General features: G+C 62.7%; 17 protein-coding genes, 1 tRNA gene and 1 pseudogene. 7 read left to right on the top strand and 12 right to left on the bottom strand.

Annotated elements, in window-relative coordinates; genetic code table 11:
- Positions 1-62 precede the first annotated feature (62 nt).
- A complete protein-coding gene (locus IR187_RS00335; RefSeq protein ID WP_194952730.1) occupies positions 63-341 on the top strand; it encodes an integration host factor subunit beta in 279 nt (92 codons plus the stop codon).
- 109 nt (positions 342-450) lie between these two features.
- On the opposite strand, the gene IR187_RS00330 is transcribed toward IR187_RS00335, so the two are convergent.
- Positions 451-1,218, bottom strand: a complete 768-nt coding sequence (locus IR187_RS00330) for an ABC transporter permease (RefSeq protein WP_194952729.1) — start codon at positions 1,216-1,218, stop codon at positions 451-453.
- Positions 1,215-2,168, bottom strand: a complete 954-nt coding sequence (locus tag IR187_RS00325; RefSeq protein ID WP_194952728.1) for an ABC transporter ATP-binding protein — start codon at positions 2,166-2,168, stop codon at positions 1,215-1,217. The genes IR187_RS00330 and IR187_RS00325 overlap by 4 nt, the downstream gene beginning before the upstream one ends.
- Before the next feature lie 88 nt (positions 2,169-2,256).
- Between IR187_RS00325 and IR187_RS00320 the strand changes: the two genes are divergently transcribed.
- Positions 2,257-2,342 (top strand) — tRNA-Leu (locus IR187_RS00320).
- A 15-nt stretch (positions 2,343-2,357) separates the two neighbouring features.
- Here the strand turns inward: IR187_RS00320 and IR187_RS00315 are convergent.
- Positions 2,358-3,254, bottom strand: a complete 897-nt coding sequence (locus IR187_RS00315; protein ID WP_194952726.1) for a GNAT family N-acetyltransferase — start codon at positions 3,252-3,254, stop codon at positions 2,358-2,360.
- A gap of 301 nt (positions 3,255-3,555) precedes the next feature.
- Between IR187_RS00315 and IR187_RS00310 the strand changes: the two genes are divergently transcribed.
- Positions 3,556-5,067, top strand: coding sequence for an ABC transporter substrate-binding protein (locus tag IR187_RS00310; RefSeq protein ID WP_228765423.1), 1,512 nt, complete (start codon positions 3,556-3,558; stop codon positions 5,065-5,067).
- Between the two features lie 40 nt (positions 5,068-5,107).
- A complete protein-coding gene (locus IR187_RS00305) occupies positions 5,108-5,530 on the top strand; it encodes a DUF4112 domain-containing protein (RefSeq protein WP_194952723.1) in 423 nt (140 codons plus the stop codon).
- 39 nt (positions 5,531-5,569) lie between these two features.
- Here the strand turns inward: IR187_RS00305 and IR187_RS16670 are convergent.
- From IR187_RS16670 to IR187_RS00285, 5 genes and pseudogenes are all read right to left on the bottom strand, one after another.
- Positions 5,570-5,746 (bottom strand): annotated as a pseudogene (locus IR187_RS16670) (glucuronate isomerase); the annotation flags it as partial.
- 35 nt (positions 5,747-5,781) lie between these two features.
- Entirely contained in the window at positions 5,782-7,089 is a 1,308-nt protein-coding gene (locus tag IR187_RS00300; RefSeq protein ID WP_194952722.1) for an MFS transporter, read from the bottom strand.
- Positions 7,090-7,106: 17 nt separating this feature from the next.
- Positions 7,107-7,781, bottom strand: coding sequence for a 2-keto-4-pentenoate hydratase (locus IR187_RS00295; protein WP_324187619.1), 675 nt, complete (start codon positions 7,779-7,781; stop codon positions 7,107-7,109).
- A 214-nt stretch (positions 7,782-7,995) separates the two neighbouring features.
- Positions 7,996-9,213 carry a pectate lyase gene (locus IR187_RS00290; RefSeq protein ID WP_228765422.1) on the bottom strand — a complete coding sequence of 406 codons (1,218 nt, stop codon included), beginning with the start codon at positions 9,211-9,213 and terminating at the stop codon, positions 7,996-7,998.
- A 2-nt stretch (positions 9,214-9,215) separates the two neighbouring features.
- Complete coding sequence (locus tag IR187_RS00285) at positions 9,216-12,149, bottom strand: TonB-dependent receptor (RefSeq protein ID WP_194952719.1); 2,934 nt, start codon at positions 12,147-12,149, stop codon at positions 9,216-9,218.
- A gap of 259 nt (positions 12,150-12,408) precedes the next feature.
- Here IR187_RS00285 and IR187_RS00280 point away from each other — a divergent pair, with 259 nt between their 5' ends.
- The 3 genes from IR187_RS00280 to IR187_RS00270 are packed head-to-tail and all read left to right on the top strand — an operon-like array spanning position 12,409 to position 15,154.
- Positions 12,409-13,785 (top strand): pectate lyase family protein, encoded by a 1,377-nt coding sequence (locus IR187_RS00280; RefSeq protein ID WP_194952717.1) that lies wholly within the window; start codon positions 12,409-12,411, stop codon positions 13,783-13,785.
- A 2-nt stretch (positions 13,786-13,787) separates the two neighbouring features.
- Entirely contained in the window at positions 13,788-14,186 is a 399-nt protein-coding gene (locus tag IR187_RS00275; protein WP_194953015.1) for a cupin domain-containing protein, read from the top strand.
- Positions 14,183-15,154: an alpha/beta hydrolase gene (locus IR187_RS00270; protein ID WP_194952715.1), complete on the top strand. Its 972-nt coding sequence runs from the start codon at positions 14,183-14,185 to the stop codon at positions 15,152-15,154. The genes IR187_RS00275 and IR187_RS00270 overlap by 4 nt, the downstream gene beginning before the upstream one ends.
- Before the next feature lie 91 nt (positions 15,155-15,245).
- Here the strand turns inward: IR187_RS00270 and IR187_RS00265 are convergent, their stop codons facing one another.
- From IR187_RS00265 to IR187_RS00250, 4 genes are all read right to left on the bottom strand, one after another.
- Positions 15,246-16,769: a carboxylesterase/lipase family protein gene (locus tag IR187_RS00265; protein WP_194952714.1), complete on the bottom strand. Its 1,524-nt coding sequence runs from the start codon at positions 16,767-16,769 to the stop codon at positions 15,246-15,248.
- Positions 16,756-17,769 carry a sugar kinase gene (locus IR187_RS00260; protein WP_194952712.1) on the bottom strand — a complete coding sequence of 338 codons (1,014 nt, stop codon included), beginning with the start codon at positions 17,767-17,769 and terminating at the stop codon, positions 16,756-16,758. The genes IR187_RS00265 and IR187_RS00260 overlap by 14 nt, the downstream gene beginning before the upstream one ends.
- A gap of 119 nt (positions 17,770-17,888) precedes the next feature.
- Positions 17,889-18,644: a 2-dehydro-3-deoxy-D-gluconate 5-dehydrogenase KduD gene (gene kduD / locus IR187_RS00255; protein WP_194952710.1), complete on the bottom strand. Its 756-nt coding sequence runs from the start codon at positions 18,642-18,644 to the stop codon at positions 17,889-17,891.
- Between the two features lies 1 nt (position 18,645).
- On the bottom strand, positions 18,646-19,299 hold the full coding sequence (locus IR187_RS00250) for an RpiB/LacA/LacB family sugar-phosphate isomerase (protein ID WP_194952708.1): 654 nt from the start codon (positions 19,297-19,299) through the stop codon (positions 18,646-18,648).
- Positions 19,300-19,469: the final 170 nt, after the last annotated feature.

The raw sequence follows: 19,469 nt of genomic DNA, 5'->3' as shown, positions 1-19,469 counted from the left end.
GACCGGCAACGACCGGACGCCTGCTTCGGCGGGAGACGCGTGACTTATACTAGGGGAAGCAAATGATCCGGTCAGAACTGGTTCAAAAGATCGCGAACGAAAACAGCGATTTGCGAGTCGATGAAGTCGAGCGCATTGTGGACACATTCTTCGACTCTATTGTCGACCAGCTCGCAGCGGGGGGCCGTGTCGAACTGCGCGGCTTTGGCGCATTTTCAACGCGCGCGCGCGAATCGCGCACCGGTCGCAATCCGCGGACCGGCGCCGCGGTCGATGTGAAGGCGAAAAACGTCCCCTATTTCAAACCCGGCAAGGAAATGCGCGAGCGCCTGAACGACTGACCACACCGGTCCTTATCGCTGCGAACGCAGGGGAAAAGGGCCGCAGGTTCGTCACGATGCTTAAGTCCGGCCTCCTTGGCGAGACCGGCGGAGCCGCTGCGTGTCCGGTTCAGCTTTTCAGCCGGTACCCCGTCCGGAACATCCAGAAGATGATCCCTAGGCACAGTGCGAAAAACAGCGCGACCGCCCCCATGCTCACCTCAATCGCGACATCGCCCTGCCCGAAGAAGGTCCAACGGAAGCCGCTGATCAGATAGACCACCGGATTGAACAGCGTCACCGTCCGCCAAGTCGCGGGCAGCATGTCGAGCGAGTAGAAGGCGCCACCGAGGAAGGTCAGCGGATAGACGACGAGCAAGGGGATTACCTGCAACTGCTCGAAACTTTGCGCCCAGATGCCGATAATGAACCCGAACAGGCAGAAGGTCACCGCCATCAGCAGCATGAAGCCAACCATCAGCAGTGGGTGCGCGACCTGCACATCGACGAACAGGTGCGCGGTGGCAAAGATGATCGCACCGATGATCACCGACTTGGTCGCCGCCGCCCCGACATAGGCGATCACCGTTTCGAGCGGCGACAGCGGTGCCGAGAGCATTTCGTAGATCGTTCCCGTCCATTTCGGCATATAGATGCCGAACGACGCATTGCTGATGCTTTCGGTGAACATCGTCAGCATCATCAGCCCGGGCACGATGAAGGCGCCGTACGGCACCCCGCCGACCTCACTCATCCGCCCGCCGATCGCCGATCCGAACACGACGAAATAGAGCGCCGTGGTGATGACGGGAAGCATCAGGCTGGTCCAGAAGGTGCGGCCGAAGCGCGCCATTTCAAACTGGTAGATCGCGCGAATGCCGCGCAGATTCGAAATCATGCGGCCTCTCCCGTCGCGGCGGCGTTGTTGTCGCGATGCACCAGCCCGACAAAAATATCCTCGAGCGAACTTTGCTTGGTGTGCAGGTCCTTGAAACCGACGCCGATGTCGCTCATCCGCCGGAGCAGCGACGGCACACCGGTCGCTTCGGCCTGACTGTCGAATTCGTACACAAGCTCATGCCCGTCACCCGCCAGTTCTAGTTTCCAGTCGGCAAGAGCGGGCGGAATCGACGACAGCGGTTCGGCGAGATTGAGCGTCAACGTCTTGCGACCGAGCTTTTTAATCAGCGCGTGTTTTTCCTCGACCAGAATCAATTCGCCCTTGCTGATCACCCCGACGCGGTCGGCCATTTCCTCCGCCTCCTCGATATAGTGCGTGGTCAGGATGATCGTTACGCCGCGCTCGCGCAGCCCGTGGACCATCTGCCACATGTCGCGGCGCAGTTCGACGTCGACCCCGGCGGTCGGCTCGTCGAGAAACAGGATTTCGGGTTCGTGGCTCAGCGCTTTGGCGATCATGACGCGGCGTTTCATGCCGCCCGACAACTCCATGATCTTGGCATCGCGCTTGTCCCACAGCGACAGGTCGCGCAGCAGTTTTTCGATGAACGCCGGATCGCGCGGCTTGCCGAACAGACCGCGCGAAAAGCTGACCGTCGCCAGCACCGTTTCAAACGCGTCGGTATGCAGTTCCTGCGGCACCAGACCGATCAGCGAGCGGGCGGCGCGATACTCTCGCGCATGGTCGTGCCCGGCGACGCTGACCAATCCGGCCGTGGGCGTCACGATGCCGCAGACAATGCTGATCAGCGTCGTCTTGCCGGCGCCATTGGGTCCCAGCAGGGCAAAAATCTCGCCCTTGTTGATCGTCAGGTCGACATGGCTGAGCGCCGTGTGACCGCTTTGATAGGTTTTTCCGAGGCCGGAAATCTGAAGCACCGCTGTCATGACCGCCGTCTAGCCGACAGGCATCGCGGGGTGAAGCGGCAAACAGCGCTTGACCTGAAACAATGCTTCGGCTTGACCGGCAGCCCAAGCGGACGTGGCGAAATCGGTAGACGCAGCAGACTTAAAATCTGCCATCCTCTGGATATGCGGGTTCAAGTCCCGCCGTCCGCACCAGCATATGGCGCGTGGTCAGTTACCCCGCACGCGCTGTACATGGGCGATCAGCCGCTTGCCCCAGCGCGCCGTTGCATCCACGCTTTGCAGCAGGCCGAGAGCAACGCGGTTCCGCAGCGTCCGCCGGAGCGCAATGACATCGGCGCACGCGACCGCGCCCCGGCCGAAATGCGCCTTGTGCGCGCCGTCGCCGCCGGTGAAATCGAAATAACGGAAACGCGCCTCGGCAAACAAGGCGCGCATCACTTCTACCTGCAATATATTGCCGGGCGACAAGGCGGCATGATCCGGATCATAGCCGACAAACCCATACACCACGACATCGTCTTCGACGGGAAGATAAAGATACGCTAGCGGACGACCGGCGGCGAACAGGATGAAGCAACGGATATTGTCCGCAGCCGCCAAGCCGGTCGCTTTCTCGATCGCGGCGCCGCCGCCCGGCAGTCCAGCCTGCAACAGCCGCGCTTGATAGGTCCGCTCGGACAATCCGCCGGCGATCGTCATAAATTCGCGTACTTCGGCGGGGGTACGATAAGCCAGCACCGTCACCGCACCCAGTTCCCGTTCCAATCGCCGTGCCTTGCGCGTCAGTCCCGACCGCGTTTTTCCGGAGAATCCGACCCACCAGTCGTCGAAGCTCCGCCCCTCCATCGGCACATAATGGCGCGCGAAGGTCTGGCGAACCATCACCAGATGGTCGGAAAGGATCGACTTCAGTTCGCCGACCCGCGCCGCCGGAACGGACGTGAACAGATACCCGTCGCGCGCTGGAGCCGGAACGGGGGCAAGCCGGTTGGCAAGGACAAGGTCGAGCGGGTGGGGCACGATCGCCAATTTGCGGCGGATCGACCCGAACCGACGCCCGGCCAACTCGACGCGCAACGTGACGGTGCCATCGGCGCCGATCATCGTGCGGCGACCTTGCCTGGTCGGATGCCCGACGCAACGGAACCGCGCCCCCGAGCATCTATCGTCGGCACATCCATCGTGCCGGTTGGCGTAAGGCGGGGCGCTTCCGCGCGAAACATCTTCGTCTCCTGGCGGGGCGACCGCGTGTCACGACGCTAGCAACGAACGGGTGACAAATGGTAAAATTCCGGAAGATCATGAATCGGGAAGATTACCGACGGGCGGTCGATGATGACAACCCCGACCTGATCGGCCACCCAAAGCGCTTTCGGTTTCCTGTCACATCTCTATGAAGATTACGATGCGTACACTTCGCCGAACCAAGACCGCCAAGCGCCGTTTGGCCACAACGGTTGGCTGCCTGATCGCGCTGTCGCTGGCGAGCTGCGGGCTTTTCGGCGAGGCGGGGCCGGTGCGGATTGCGGCGATGGGGCCGATCAATCCCGCCGCCAGTCCGCTCGATGGCGAATTGTCGGCGACCAATCTCGCGCTGCTCGATGCCACCGCACAGGGACTGGTCAGTTTCGACGGCGCCGGACAGATCGATACCGGGCTCGCCGATCGCTGGACCGTCACCACCGACGGGCGCAGCTATATCTTTCGGCTGCGCGAGGCGAAGTGGACAAACGGCAGGAAGGTAACGGCGCAGGACGTCGCGGCAATTTTGCGCAACTATCTGGCGCCGAACAGCCGACACATATTGAAGGACGATTTTCCCGAAGTCGAAACAATCCGCGCGATGACCGACGTCGTGATCGAAATTCGCCTGGCGGTGCCGCAACCCGCCATTCTCGAGCTGCTGGCCCAGCCGTCGATGGCAATCGTCAACAAAGGCATGGGCTGGGGCCCGATGCGCGGCCGCCGGGTCGGACGCGCCATGCTGCTCACCCCCGTGCCCGATCCGCTGGCCGAAGATCCGGAGGCCGCCGAAGCGGCGGCGAACGATCCCGCCGCATCGATCGAACTTGTCGGCACTTCACCCGCAGGCGCGCTCGCACGGTTCAAGAACGGCTATGCCGATGGCGTCATCGGCGGTCGCTTTTCCACCCTCCCCTATTATGCGGCATCGAACATTGGACGTTCACGGCTCGTGGTCGATCCGGCGCCGGGCCTGTTCGGCCTGGCTTTTGTGCGGGCCGAGGGCTTTCTGGCGACCGACGCGAACCGCGATGCGCTGGCCCGGGCGATCCGCCGCGAGCGTTTGATCGCGGCATTCGGCCTGTCCGAATGGCAGCCCCAGCTGAGCCTGCGCCCGTCGGTCCATACCCGCGACGGCGGACCGACGCCGATGTTGCCGGCATGGGCCGCCTATGACGAAGCTTCGAGGCAAACGCAGGCGCGGCGCGCCGTCGATGCGTGGCTGGCGGCAGGGCGCACGATCGAACCATTGCGGATCGCGGTGCCCGATACGCCGGGCGGCCGAATCCTTTACGCCTATGTCGCGGCCGATTTTGCGACGATCGGCGTCCCCAGCCGCCGCGTCGCGATGGCGTCGACCGCCGATCTGCGCTTGATCGACGAAGTGACGCCCAACGACGATCCGCTGTGGTCGCTGCGCCGCCTGTCGTGCCGCCGCGACACGCTGTGTAATCGCGATGCGCAGCAATTGATCGATCAGGCGACGCGCAACATCGATGCGGGCCAGCGCAGCGCGCAATTGACGGAAGCCGAGGCGGTCCTGGCGCGCTATACGCCCTTCATCCCGATCGCCACACCGCTGCGATGGTCGGTGGCGGCACAACGATTGAGCGGTTTGCGCGCCAATGCCCGCGCGCAACACCCATTGAATCATGTGATCGCTGCACCCAATTAAAATTTTGGCGCCAGTGGGTGCGCTTTGTGAAGGTATCTCGATGTCCCCCTCGCCCTCCAATCCCGATGCGATTTTCGACGCGATCATTCCGGACCGCTGCGATCCTGCCGCCTTGCGCAAGCGTGTCGAGACATTGGAGATGCTGCTCGAGCGCAGCTTTGTCATCCCCGGCATCAACCGTCCGGTGGGGCTCGATGCGATCGTCGGGCTGGTCCCCGTCGTGGGCGATCTGATCGCCGGACTGATGGGCAGCTATCTCATTTGGGAAGCGCGCAATCTGGGTATGCCGAAATGGCAACTTTGGCGGATGGCGGGGAATGTCGGCGTCGATACTGCCCTAGGCGCCATCCCGCTGGTGGGCGATGCCTTCGACCTGTTCTTCCGTTCGAATACCCGCAACCTGAAGATCATCAAACGCCACCTCGACAAACATCATCCCGGAACCATGGTCATCGACCAGTAGCGCGTTCGATTCGACGGCTGAGCTGTTAATTGTCAAAGACATCCGGAACACATCATGGTCAGGGTGGAGCAGCAGTTCCGCCGCGTTTCCGAGCGATGCGTTATCCGCAAACCAAGCGGACTCGGTATGGCCGTGCGGACTGATGATCGGGAGACCCGCTACTTCCCGGTACAGCCGGCGCATGATGTCGCGCTGCGCCGGTCCGGACGGAAACAGCCGGTCGGGAGAGGACCAGAGGACGCGTCATCGCCCTATCTCTTTGCCTCCACGGTGACAGGAGTGAGACGCGGACTGAGAATATGGATCGCGAGCACGGCAATGAAGTAAACGACGGTGCAGGCAGCAAAAATGACCGTATAGCTGCCGCCCGTCGCATCGAGCACCAGCCCGGTCGACTTTGCCATGATCATGCCGCCGACACCGCCCGCAAAGCCGCCCAGGCCGATCACGGACCCCACCGCGCGTTTCGGAAACATGTCGGGCGGGATCGACAGGATGGTCGACGAAAAGGCCTGGTGCCCGGCCAGCGCGATGCCGATCAGCACCACCGCCAGCCACATATTTTCCAGCCCCGACACGAACAGCAGCGGCAGGACACAGCAGCCTGCGCCAAGCATCGTCACCTTTCGGGCGAAATTGACGCTATGGCCGGTCTGGATCAGTTTCGACGATACCCAGCCGCCAAGAATGCTGCCGACATCGGAAAGCAGGTACATGACGATCATCGGGAGCAGCACGACCTTCAGATCAACATTATAGGTGCTGCTGAAATATTTGGGCAGCCAGAACAGCATCAGGAACCATACGGGATCGGTCAGGAATTTGCCGATTGCATAGGCCCACGCCTCGCGCTTGGTGACGATCGCGCCCCAGCCAAGACGCTGTACCTGTTCGGGCGGATCATGCTCGATCCATGCCAGTTCGGCTTCGCTGACCTTTCCGCTTTCGCGCGGATTGCTGTATAGCCAGAGCCAGAGCAGCAACAGGACGACGCCGAAAAGGCCTGAATAAATGAAGGTTTCGCGCCAGTTGAAGCCCATCCAGACCATGAACAGCCAGATCGTCGGTGCGGTCAGGATAACGCCGATCGTCGTCGCGCTGTTGACCCAGCCGATCGCATAAGAGCGCTCTTTTTGCGGGAACCATTCGCTCGACGCGCGCACGACCGACGGAAAATGCCCTGCCTCGCCGACACCCAGAACGATGCGGGCCAGCATGAAGGACGCGACCGAGGAGGCAAAGCCATGCGCCACATGGCCGATCGTCCAGATCGATATCGCGATTGCATAACCGATTTTGGGGCCGAAGCGGTCGATCAACCAGCCCATCAACAGGAAGCCCAGGGCATAAGCGGCCTGGAAGGCGGTGACGATGTTCCCATAGTCATTTTCGCTCCACCCGAGTTCGTTGCCGAGGGTGGGCGCGAGCAGGCCCAGCATGGTGCGGTCGATATAATTGACCGTGGTCGCGGCAAACAGAACCGCGACGATCAGCCAGCGGTAGCGCCCTGCCCGAGGCACCGGCAGCGCAGATTCCTCCTTCGCGAATGCCTGTGCCATAAATCTCTCCCGTTCTTCTAATAGCTTTTGATTGAACAGCCGACGCGGATTCGCTTGTCGAACAACGCTTCCGCCCTTTGCCCGGGCCGCACCTCGTGAATGCCGGTGATCGCACCTGCCGAAACCCAGGTGTCCGGCTCGATTGCCAGGCCGCGCGCGCGCAGGGTACGAATCAGGAAGAGCGCCGACCCAAAGGGACCATCGAGCATCCCCTCCATCGTCGCGGCGCCGACCAACGCCCCGTCGACAAACATCTCGACCGGCATGCGGATCAAATCGCGTTCGCGCCAGTCGTCGATCGGCGGTCCAAGGACCAGTCCATTGTTGTTCCCGTAATCCGACGCAGTGACCGCCGGGCCATATCGATTGATCCCGCCAAAGGGCGAACTCGCGATCTCGATGCCCGTGCGCACTTCGGCGATGCAGGATCGGACCGTGTCGAGATCATATTCGCGGTCACCGATCGCGCCGAAACGCAGCAGAACCTCTGCCTCGGCGGCGGCAAAGCCACCCACATAGACCGGCATGGCGGCGCCGTTTTCGGCGATTTCGTCGGCAAAGATGGGTCCGGCGATGCGGTCGCTGGCATAATGTGCAACCAGATCGGGCGCGATACGGCCGACCTTCCACCCCCCAACCGCACGCCCGTCCAGCGCGATCGCCGCGCTTTGAATAGAATAGGCGTCGCCCATGGTTAGCGGTATCGCCCCGGGATAGTCGGCAAGCGGTGTCCTGCTCTCGCGCGCTGCAAGAAATGCTCGCGCAATCGTTTGTTGTTCGGAGGTTGCCGACATTATCGTGATTTCTCTCTTCCGCCGAACCCTCTATAAGACACCGGTGTCAAACACAAGCCCATTGGCATTCGGCACGCCGCAACCAAGCGCTGTCCAGAATATTTCCGCCGTTTCATGGCGCAAGGGAAAGATCGGGCCAGCCGCCGACCTCATCCTCGTTGTCGATGATCCGGCCGCCCCGCGCGACGACGTCGGCGACGATGCGGGCGTCAACCGCGTCACGCGGCAGTGAAGCGCCGCTCGATGCCAGAACCGCCGCGCAACCGCCGGGTGCCGGATCGCTGGAAACCGGCGCGATATCGGGCGCGCGCACCAGCGCATTGTGCAGTCCCTTTACAAGGCTCCACTGGTCGGCGGGGATCGACCCGTTCAAGCTGTTGCCCGAAAACCAGCCCCTGGCATTGGGGTTTTCCTCACGGAAAATGTGCAACCCCAGCGTGTCGGGTCCCGCCACATAACAATTGTCGACAAACGCGTAGGTGGCGATACTGTCCTTATCTGCATTATATCCTGCTGCACTACCGCCCCAATTGTAGAAGATATTGGAACGAAATTCGATCAGCGGGCCTTCGGGGTCTTCGCCGACCGGCGTGTAGTTGCCGGGACGCGGCATCCGCTGGACATGATGCGCCCAAAGATTGTGGTGAAAAGAAAATCGAGCCCCGCGACCTCCGCGGATCAGGCTGCCATAACCATGCTCGCCCTTGGCATGACCGGCACGGCGCAGCGATTCCGAAATGATCGACCATTGTACGGTTACATCGTAGATGCCGGGTGTACGGTCATAGCGCGCCGACACCGACAGCGTTTCATCGACCGACCAGCTCGCCGACACATGGTCGAGGATGATGCGTCGCCCCCCGACAATCGAGATCGCATCACCCTGGCTTCCCGAGCGGGCGCCAAGCCGCGAGCGGATGTACCGGATAACGACATCGTCGGCATCGATGACGAGGCTGCGATCGGCGAGCGCGACCCCGCCTGCCGGTGCGCCGAGACCACTGATCGTCACGCGCGGGTGGCGAATCACCAGATCCTTTTCCAGTCGGATGGTACCCGCGACGTCGAACTGAATGATGCGCGGAAAATCACGCTCCACCGCGTCGCGCAAGCTGCCAGGACCGCTATCGCCGAGGTGGGTAACGCGCAGCACCCGTCCGCCCCGCCCGCCCGCCGCGAAGCGCCCGGCGCCTTCGGCGCCCGCGAAGGCAAGTGGCGGTCCTGCGGACGCCGCCGATGCGGTTTCGGCGACGATAAGCGCTGACGGCGGGCAGAGAAGAAGGGCGCAGACCCAAAACTGCGCCCTCCCCCCCTTTGACGAGATTTTCATCGTCAGTATTTGAAACGGATGCCCGCGAGAAACTCGCGACCGGTGTGGTTATATACCACCACGCTGTCGCGCGCACGGCTGATGAACTGGTCGTTGAACTCGTCGGTCAGATTGACCCCTTCCAGTGTTAGCTCGAAACGGTCGTTGATCTTGTAGCGCAGCTGGGCATCGACATTGAGGGTGCTGTTTTTGCCTTCCACGTCATTGTTGTTCTGCCCGGGTACCCGCTGGAGATAGTCTGAACGATAAGCGACCGAGGCGCGCGCGCTGAATTTCTTGTCATCATAATAAAGTGTCGCGTTCCAGCTTTCCGGCGAAAGATTGATAAGATCGTCACGGATCGTTCCCGCTGCCGTCGGCGAAACCTGATAATTGATCTTCGATTGCACCCGCGTGTAGTTCGCGGTCATCCCGAAATGCTTGAACAGGCCGGGCAGGAAATCAAACGGCTGTTGCACATTGATTTCGAAGCCCTTCAGCGGTCCGCCGCTGGTGTTGATGGGGGTGGTGACCTGGAACAGTTCCTCGCCGGTGAAGTTCGCAGGAAGCAAAGACTGCGGCAGGCCGGTCTGGTTGTAGGGAATCGTCGTGCGGAGCTGCTGGATATAGGTGCCGATATCCTTGTAGAACAGCCCCAGCCCGACAAAGGCGCCCTTGCCGTGGTACCATTCGAAACTGGCATCCAGCGTGTTGGCGCGGAACGGCTTGAGCAACGGATTGCCGCTGGTGATCGTCAGATTGCCTGTCGTGTTGATCGTCCCACCGGGATTGAGATTGCCAAGCTGCGGGCGTGCCATAACCCGCGCCGCGGCGACGCGGACGATGAAATCATCGGCCACATTGGCGGCCAGATTGAGTGACGGCAGCCAGTCCTCATATTTATTCTTTACCGTGACAAGCGTGCCACCGCCCGTCGCCACATATCCCTGCGCCGTTATGTCGGTTTCGACATAACGGACGCCGAAATTGCCGCGTACCGGCATCCCGCCAACATCCTGCTTGAAGTCGAACATCAAGAAACCCGACGTATCCTTTTCGACGATACGCCGGTTGTTGCCGCGGGCATTGCCGTTGGTAATCGACGACAGGGTGAAATCACCCGGGCCGCCTGCCGGGCCGCTTTTCAGACAGTTGCAATAGATATCATATGCGGTCGCAATCGCCTTTAGATCGGGAATGATCCAACCGGTGACGACGCCCGAGCCAAGCCCTTTGCCAAAACCCGTCACCGCCGTCGTCAATCCCGTCATCCCGCCGGCCGGCGCAAAGATCGTATCATTCTGGTTGACCCGGCGGAATTCGAACGTGTCGAAGGTATATTTCTTGAAATCAGCACCCACATTGACCGCAAAGCCGTCGGGGACGACGTCCCACGTCAGATCAAAATGCAGAACGTCATTACGGTTGGTGGCGCCCTGCGGACGGATGCGGATTTCGCTGGTGGTCGTGTTCGGGACCGTATTGGGCTGCGTCCCGCTGCTGACCTGCGGCACGCCAAGAATGGTCAGCGCAGTGGGGCTGTTGACATCAAGCCCGAAATTGATCGTCGGCAGACGGTCGCTGTTGCGAAAGTCGATCGAATAGCCGTTGACGTTGAGCGCATCGAGCGTCGTGGTTGTCTGCAACGGGTTGCGGAATTTCGAATCGGCACGTCCAGCGCGTGCGTTGAAACGCAACCGGTCGCTGAATTCATGATCGATCGTCAGGGTCGGCTGGGTGAACTCGGTCGATAATTTGTCAAAACGCGATTCCGATCGGATATCGACGCCGTTGTAGAGGCCATAGAGCAACGCGCCGTTGCTGGCATATTCGGTGGCGACCACGCTGGTCTGCGGCTTGCCGCCCGCAGCCGCGTTACGGCTGAACGAAATGGCCTGGATAAAATCTTCCTGCCGCGTCGCTTTCAGCTTGGAATAAAGGAACTCGGCGGTAATCGTCGTATTGTCCGTCGGCGCCCATTGCACCGCCGCTGTGACCCCCAGACGGTCCTGGTCGTGTGTCAGACGCCCGTAGCGCGGCAGGCGCGGATGGAAATTGGCCGGGTCGCTGGCCGCCAGAAAGGCCGCCCGGTTGGCGGGCGTGTCGGGCAGGCGAGCCACACCTTGCGCAGCGGGCCCGCAGGTTGCCTGCGTCGCGTTGGTACCCTGCGACGTCAGCCCGATCGGCGCGCACCAGCCTTGGGACGAAGGACCATTGTCCCAACGTACAGTGCTGAAACCCTCCTCGTACAGGCGCCGCTTCGAATAGGCGGCCGAAACAAGCACACCGAAGCGTCCATCGGCAAAGGTATTGGAGACCAGCAGCGCTGCGCGCGGATCGACCTTTTCGTTGAGGTCGTTGTATCGCGCCTTGACCGAACCCGCGAGGCGAAAGCCGTTGAAGTCGAAAGGTCGTGCCGCCTGAAGATCGACCGTCGCGCCGAGCGAGCCTTCATCGACATTGGCCGATGCGCTTTTTCGCACGGTGATCGAATTGAACAGTTCCGAGGCAAACACATTGAAATCAAAACCACGCGACCGGTTGGCGCCGCCCGAACTGTCGGTCCCGCCCGTGGTCGCCAGAGCCTCGATCCCGTTGATGCGGATACGGGTAAAATCTTGACCGAGACCACGCACGGTGATCGAACGCCCTTCACCTGCGTCGCGATCGATCACGACGCCGGGGACGCGCTGCAGCGACTCGGCAAGATTGGTGTCAGGAAACTTGCCGATATCCTCGGCCTTGATGACATCGACAATTCCGCCGTCGGCACGCTTGGCATTCAACGCCGCATCGAGCGAGGCACGAAAGCCGGTGACGACGATTTCTCCCTCGGCCGCATCCGCTTCGCTATCAACGGGCGCCGCATCCTGCGCCCATGCGGGCGACGCAGCCAACGCCGACAGCGAGGCGCCGCACGCCAATGTCGTGAGAACCCGCAGTGCTTGAATTGCCATTATCATCCTCCCTTGATCGGCTGAAATTCCTGATTGCACAAGAAATGACACCGGTTACTTTGTTGGACCGAACAAATCGGCGAGATCGCCCGGCCAGGAATTTTTCGAGAGTGATGATGGCGTCGCCGCGACTACGACCGACCGCCCTATCCCCTCTCCCTCGACATATTTTCTCGTTGACCGATTGGGGTAACCGGTGTCAGAAAGATAGGAGGATCGGTATAGCGGTGTCAATACCCCAAAAAAGCGGAGAGGCAATATGGCTGTAAGAACTTGGATAACCGCATTTTTTCTGGCGATCGTGCAGCCTGCGGGGCTGGTTGCGGCGGCACACGCGACAACGCTTGCATTCCCTGGAGCGGTCGGACCGGCCGCCACCACCGTCGGTGGACGCGGCGGCCAGATCCTGCGCGTCACGACACTGGCGCCTGACGGACCGGGATCCCTAAAGGCTGCAATCGAGACGCCGGGACCGCGCATCATCGTGTTCGAGGTCGGCGGAGTGATCGACCTTGGCCGCCAGACAATCGACATCAAGCACCCCTATCTTACCATAGCAGGCCAGACCGCCCCGGGACCGGGGATCACGCTAATCCGTACCGGCATCGACGTGCGGACCCACGATGTCATCATCCGCCACCTGCGCGTTTACACCGGCGCCGATGGCCAGGCGAAGCGCAGCGGCTGGGAAGCCGATGCGCTGTCGACCGTCGCGGCACACAATGTCATCATTGACCATTGCACCTTCTTGTGGGCGATCGACGAGAATATGTCGGCGTCTGGCCCCCGGTTTACCGGCAAAACGGTGGATGATTGGCGCGGCGGCACAAGCCGCAATATCAGCTTTTCCAACAATCTTGCCGCGGAAGGACTTGCCGATGCCAGTCATCCCAAAGGCGAGCACAGCAAGGGATCCTTGATCCACGACAATGCGACCGGCATCGTCTTTTACCGCAATGTGTGGGCGCACAATGTCGAGCGCAATCCGCTGGTAAAGGGGGGCGCGCAGGTGTTGATGATAAACAACCTGATCTACAACCCGCAGCACCGCGCGGTGCATTACAATTTGATGAATCTTGAATGGGTCGGGCAACCTTATGTAACCGGCGAAATCACCGCGATCGGCAACGTCCTGCGCGGCGGCAATGATACGGATGACGGCCTGCCCTTTCTGATGCTCGGCGGCGACGGCGACCTTGCTTATTATGGCAAGGACAATCTGGCGGTCGACCGCCACGGCAAGCCGCTTCCCGAATTCGGCCGCTATGGCGAAACACGCGCGCAACTGATCCGCGCGAAGGCGCCGCTTGCACCGACCGGCGCTTACCGGATCCTGCCAGTTCGGGACGTCGAAACCTCGGTCCTTGCCACCGCCGGCGCGCGCCCTTGGGCTCGTGACCCGGAGGAAATCCGCGTCCTATACTTCATCGCCGAAGGGCGCGGCGAGGTGATCGACGACGAGCGCGAGGTAAGCGCCTATCCCAAGGTCAAGGAGGCCGTCCGCGCGCCATTTGTCGAGAGCGCATGGGATCTAGCGACCATGGAGCCGAACTCGGGCCTCTATCCCGGCCAGACCGCACCGACGCCACAGGAAATCCTGTCGCCACGCGACCGCGCTTCGCGGACCGGCCAGTGACGATGTGGCTCGCCGCGCTGCTGCTCGCCGGGGCCGAGGCACCCGCAATGATCGTGATCGACGAAGCCGCCACGGTGCGCGAAGAACCGCCGCCGCATGGCGCAATCGGTACGTCCACGGCGTACCGGATCAGCGACGCTATCCCAGCACCGCGCAGCTTCGAATTCCGCAAGCGTGCGCTGCACATCGGCGCCGCGATCGGCATCCACCCGATCGACCATGATGAAATCTATTATGTGCTGTCGGGTACCGGCGTCGTCCATTCGGATGGCATCCAGAACGAGCTGAAAGCTGGCACAGCGGCATGGCTCTACAAGGGCGCCAATGTCGGCATCCGCCAGACCGGCAGCGAGCCGCTGGTGCTGATCATCGCGTACCCGAACAACCCGCATGCGCCATGACGATCGACCGCCGCGCGCTGCTGGCGGCGGGACTCGCCGTACCCTTCGCTACCGCCGCCGCACAAGCCGCCTGGACCCGGCCCGCGGGCGTAACCCCCGATGCCAGCGTTCCGCTTTGGCCAAGCCGTCACCTCCGACTGCCCGCAGGTCTGGTCGAACAGGTCGTCCAGCGCAGCGACGATCCGGATGCCAGCGACCGGATGCTGCAAGGCATCACCCGCCCGCGACTCGACATCTTCCGCCCGGCCAAGCCCACTGGGGCCGCAGTGATCCTCGCGCCCGGTGGCGGCTATCGCTATGTCGTGATCGACAAGGAGGGCTATGAACTCGCGCGCTGGCTGAAGGATCGCGGCATCACCGTATACGTCCTCTTCTACCGCCTGCCCGGAGATGGCTGGGAAAACGGATCCGATGTCCCGCTCGCCGATGCGCAGCGCGCAGTGCGGCTGGTGCGCAGCCGCGCGGCGGTCGATCAAATCGACCAGGCGCGCGTCACCTTCGGCGGTTTTTCCGCGGGCGGGCAGGTCGCGACGAGCCTGCTCACGCGATTCGATGCGAAGGCCTGTGCGCCGGTCGACAGCACCGACCAGCTATCAGCGCGCCCCGACGCACTTGCCGCCATTTATCCCGTGGTATCGATGGACCCGGCGATCGCACATGCGGTGAGCCGCGAGAAACTGATCGGCGCCAACCCCGACGCGGCGCGCGAAAGGCTCTATTCTCCCGAACTGAATGTCCGCGCCGATCAGCCGACGCTCTGGCTGCTCCACGCCGAGGACGACAGCGTGGTGAAGGTCGAAAACAGTGTCCGGTTGCGCGAAGCCACGCGCGCAGTCGGGGCGCCGTGCGAGGCGCATTTTTTCGAGCGCGGCGAGCATGGTTTCGGGTTGATGAGGACGGCTGGCTTACCGGTCGCGATCTGGCCCGAGCTGCTGTGGAACTGGTTGGGGTCGCAGAAGATCCTGTGACAAGGCCAGGATCTCGACCTCACGGACTTGCGCACCGGTGAGATCCCGGCCTTCGCCGGGATGACGATGTCAAGGGACGAGCGCTCTTCAGTCAGGTGCCGGGCTGAATATACGGCACCCGCGCGAACAGCTCGCGCTCCCATTGGCGCGGATCGTTCAACACCCGACTGTCGGTATCGAACACCATCGTCTGCCGCTGTCTCAAATCATAGGCTGGCCAGCCCGGATTGCCGGTGCGCGCGAAACGCACGAACGCATCCATCATCCTGTCGCTCATCGCCTGCTGCGCAGCGGTTGGATCGGGGATGGTACCGAAGCTGAGCCCGATGTCGTCGGCATGCTTCGCATCCTCGAAATCGAGCTGATAGACGAAGGCCGGTGCACCCGCGCGGGCGCGCGCTTCGGCTTCCTCGATCTGCCCGCGCCAGCTGCGCGCCGCGGTGACGATGCGGTGGAACAGGTCGATCGGCGTAGCCTTCGGATAGCGCGCGCGAAATTCGCTGACGACCCATTCGGGATGCGCGTCGATGCGCATTTCGGGGGCGATCCGGGCAGCGAGATTGTCGAATGTGAGCCCGGAAAGCTGCTTGCCGTCGCGCGCATAAAAGGCGCGCGTTTCCAGCACCGTGTTGCCGAGCAGCATCGGGATGCCGAGCGACTGCGGCGCGGCATCGGGCCAAAAGGGGTGGCGCGTCAGGTGCTGAATGTCGAGCACCGGTCCCATATACACCCCGCCGCCGAGCACCGGATCGGTCGCCGCCAGCGCCGCAACCAGTTGCTCGACCGGCGCGGTTGCGGGGTCGGTGCCGTCGCCCAGCTTGGCAAGAAATGCCTCGGCGCGCCTGGTCGCGTTGAGCGGCCCCGAGGCGGTTACCTGCTGCCCGCTCATCGTGATCGCCTTGTGGAACAGCCCCTTCGCCGCGGGCATCGCCATCAGCGTCGCGATCTTGGCGCCGCCGCCCGACTGGCCGAACACGGTGATATTGGCGGGATCGCCGCCGAAGGCCGCGATATTGCGCTGGACCCATTGGAGCGCAGCAATCAGGTCGAGTTGCCCGGCGTTGCCGCTGTCTGGAAAGCGCGGATCGAGCCGCGCGAGATAGAGGTAGCCCAGCGCGTTCAACCGGTGATTGACCGTGACAACCACAACATCACCGCGCGCGGCGAGCACGGCACCATCGTTGATCGGGTCGCTGACGCTGCCAGTCGAATAGGCGCCGCCGTGGAAATAGACCATCACCGGGCGCTTGCGCTGATCCTCGATGTCGGGGGTCCAGACGTTGAGGAACAGGCAGTCCTCTGATTGCGGCTGGTAGCGGTCGCCCACCTGCGGACAGACTGGACCGAAGCTGTCGCCCTTCAACTGCTCGGCTTTGGTCACCGCAACCGGGGCCGCAAAGCGCCGGGCGCGAGCGTAGCGGATGCCGGTGAAGGCCCAGACCGAACCATCGCCAAGGCTTCGCCGCGTGCCCAATCGATAGAATCCGTCCCGGGCTTCGACCCCGCCAACATGATGAATCGGCTTAACAATCTCGGCCTTGGCGACCAGAGGCATCAGCAGCGACGCCGTGCCTGCGGCGAGCAGGTACCGCCGCGTCAGCCTATCGCCTGACATCGAGCCCGCCGCCGTGGAAGGCGTCGATGTCGGCCTGCCCAAAGCGGCTCGCATCGCCGGGCAGCGAATGTTTGAGCGCGGTTAGCGCGAGGCCGCTTTCGGCCATGGCCCGCGCATCGCCGCCCGCCAGGTGCGCGTGGAGCACCCCGGCGGCAAAGGCGTCGCCCGCGCCGATGCGGTCGACGATGCCGGTGACGTCGATCTCGGCGGTCTGATGCCCGCCGCCGCGCAGATCGACCCGCGCCGCGATGCGGTGGTGATCGGCAGCGATCGTGTGCCGCGCGGTCGAGGCGATCAGCTTGAGGTGGGGGAAAGCGGCAAAACCCGCCTCGGCCGCCTCACGGCGCCGGTGTTCGCCTTCACCGCTGAATTCCTGTCCAAGCACCAGCGAGAGGTCGCGGTGGTTGCCGAACAAAATGTCAGTCAGGCCGATGAGTTCGGACAGCACTGCGCGTGGATCGCTGTCCCATGCGTCCCACAGCATCGCGCGGTAATTGCCATCGAAGCTGACCGGCACGCCCAGACGTTTCGCCGCGCGCGCCGCAGCGAGCGCCGCTTCGGTCGAACGCGGCCCGAGCGCGGGGGTGATCCCCGACAGGTGGAGCAGGCGCGCACCGCCAAGCAGCGCATCCCAGCCGTAATCATCGGCGCCGGTCGCCGCAAAACTCGACGCCGCACGGTCATACACAATCTCGGACGAGCGCAGACCCGCGCCGACGCTGAGGAAATACAGCCCCATGCGGCCTGGGCCGCTGGTGACGGCGCTGCAATCGACGCCCGCACCGCGCACCGCCGCCACGGCTCCGCGCCCCAGTGCATTGTCCGGTATCTTGCTGACCATCGCGCAGTCATGGCCCAGATGCGCGAGCCCGATCGCGACATTCGCCTCGGCGCCGCCAACGTGGAGCGCCAGCGACGGCGATTGCATCAGCAGCTCGTTGCCCGGCGCGGTCAGGCGGATCAGCAATTCGCCGAAAAAGACCAGCTTGCCTTGCGCCATCCTTACTCCGTTTGCCCCTGATGCGGGTTATATCTCAACCGTAGCCCTGAGCCTGTCGACGGGCGCCTATCGGATAAGCGCCCTTCGACAGGCTCAGGGCTACGGTGATTGTTCCAAGCCTACCGCGCCAGCCAGCCGCCGTCGACGGCAAGGATATGGCCCTGCACATAATCCGACGCACGTGACGCCAGGAATACCGCAGCACCCCCGATGTCGCCGGGATCGCCCCAGCGTCCTGTCGGGATGCGCTCCATGATCTGGCGGTTTCGGGTCTCGTCGCTTTGCAGTGCCGCAGTGTTGTTCGTCGCAATATAGCCGGGCGCGATCGCGTTGACGTTGATTCCCTTCGCCGCCCATTCATTGGCGAGCAGCTTGGTCAGCCCCCCGACGCCGGATTTCGACGCGGTATAGCTCGGCACGCGGATGCCGCCCTGAAAGGTCAGCATCGAGGCGATGTTGATGATCTTGCCACTGCCGCGCGCGATCATGTGACGCCCCACGCTCTGACAGAGGAAGAACAAGGTCTTAAGATTGGTGTCCATGACGGCATCCCAATCCTCTTCGGTGAAATCGACCGCGTCGGCGCGGCGGATGATCCCGGCATTGTTGACGAGTATGTCGATGCGACCATACTCGGCGAGCACCGCGTCAACGAGCGGCTGTACCGCGCCGACGCTCGACAGATCGGCGGAAAAATTCTCGCCCTTCCGGCCCAGCCCGCGCACTTTGCCGACCGTCTCGTCCGCTGCCGACCGGCCCGCTGCAGCAATGTCCGCTCCGGCTTCGGCGAGCGCGAGCGCAATCCCCTGCCCGATGCCCGTGTTCGCACCCGTGACCAGCGCGACCTGTCCCGAAAGATCGAACAACCCGGCCATGTCAGGCGAGCGCCCGCTCCGCCGACACGCTCTTCAGATAGGCGCTGATCTCGTCGTCCTGCGAATTGGCGTAGAAATATTCCGCAAACTTTTCGCCCGCGATCGCCGCGCGCAGCAGATCCTGATCGACCGTCTTCAGCACGGTCAGCATGTCGTGGCACGACGCGGCCTTGAGATCTTTCAGGATGCCGCGGTTCGTCCGCATGATTTCGGCGCGCTCCTTGGGGTAGCCCAGCCCGCGTTCGCCGTCGAACAGCTTGCGATAGACGTCCTGCAGGTTGAGCTCGGCCGCCCAGCCGAAACCCTTGGCATAGGGCATCGAAATCGCGTTGCCGTCGTTGATCTGGCCGAACAGGAAGGCGTCGGTCGGGTCGATCACCAGACCGCAGAAAACCCCCGGCATCGCGTTGCAGGCGAGCATCGAGCCCATACCCGTGCCGCAACCGGTCACGACGAAATCGGCAGCCTTCGCGTTGAGCAGGATGCCCGCGAGCAGGCCGTTCATGATGTAGGTCAGCGACGCCGTGTCGTCGGCCGAATACATGCCGTAATTGAACACCTCATGCCCCAGCGGCTCGGCGACTGTGGTCAGCGCGTCGTGGATGATGCCGTTCTTTGCGGCCTGGCTGTTTTCGGTGATCAGCGCGATCTTCATGATGCGGTTCCTTTGCTGGATTTTGCGACACGCTAGTGATTTTGGTAACCGGTGTCAACGATCAGATCAATGCGATTGCGAAGCTAACCTAGACACCGGTATCCGTTTTCGGCAGATGGCGGCTTGTCGCGGTTGATTTCGCCACGCCAAGCGCCCATCACACCGGGCGA

Source organism: Sphingopyxis solisilvae (assembly GCF_015475875.1).
GTDB classification, from domain to species: domain Bacteria; phylum Pseudomonadota; class Alphaproteobacteria; order Sphingomonadales; family Sphingomonadaceae; genus Sphingopyxis; species Sphingopyxis solisilvae.
The sequence above is the reverse complement of the archived record's forward strand: the minus strand, read 5'-3'. Positions and strand labels throughout refer to the sequence as shown.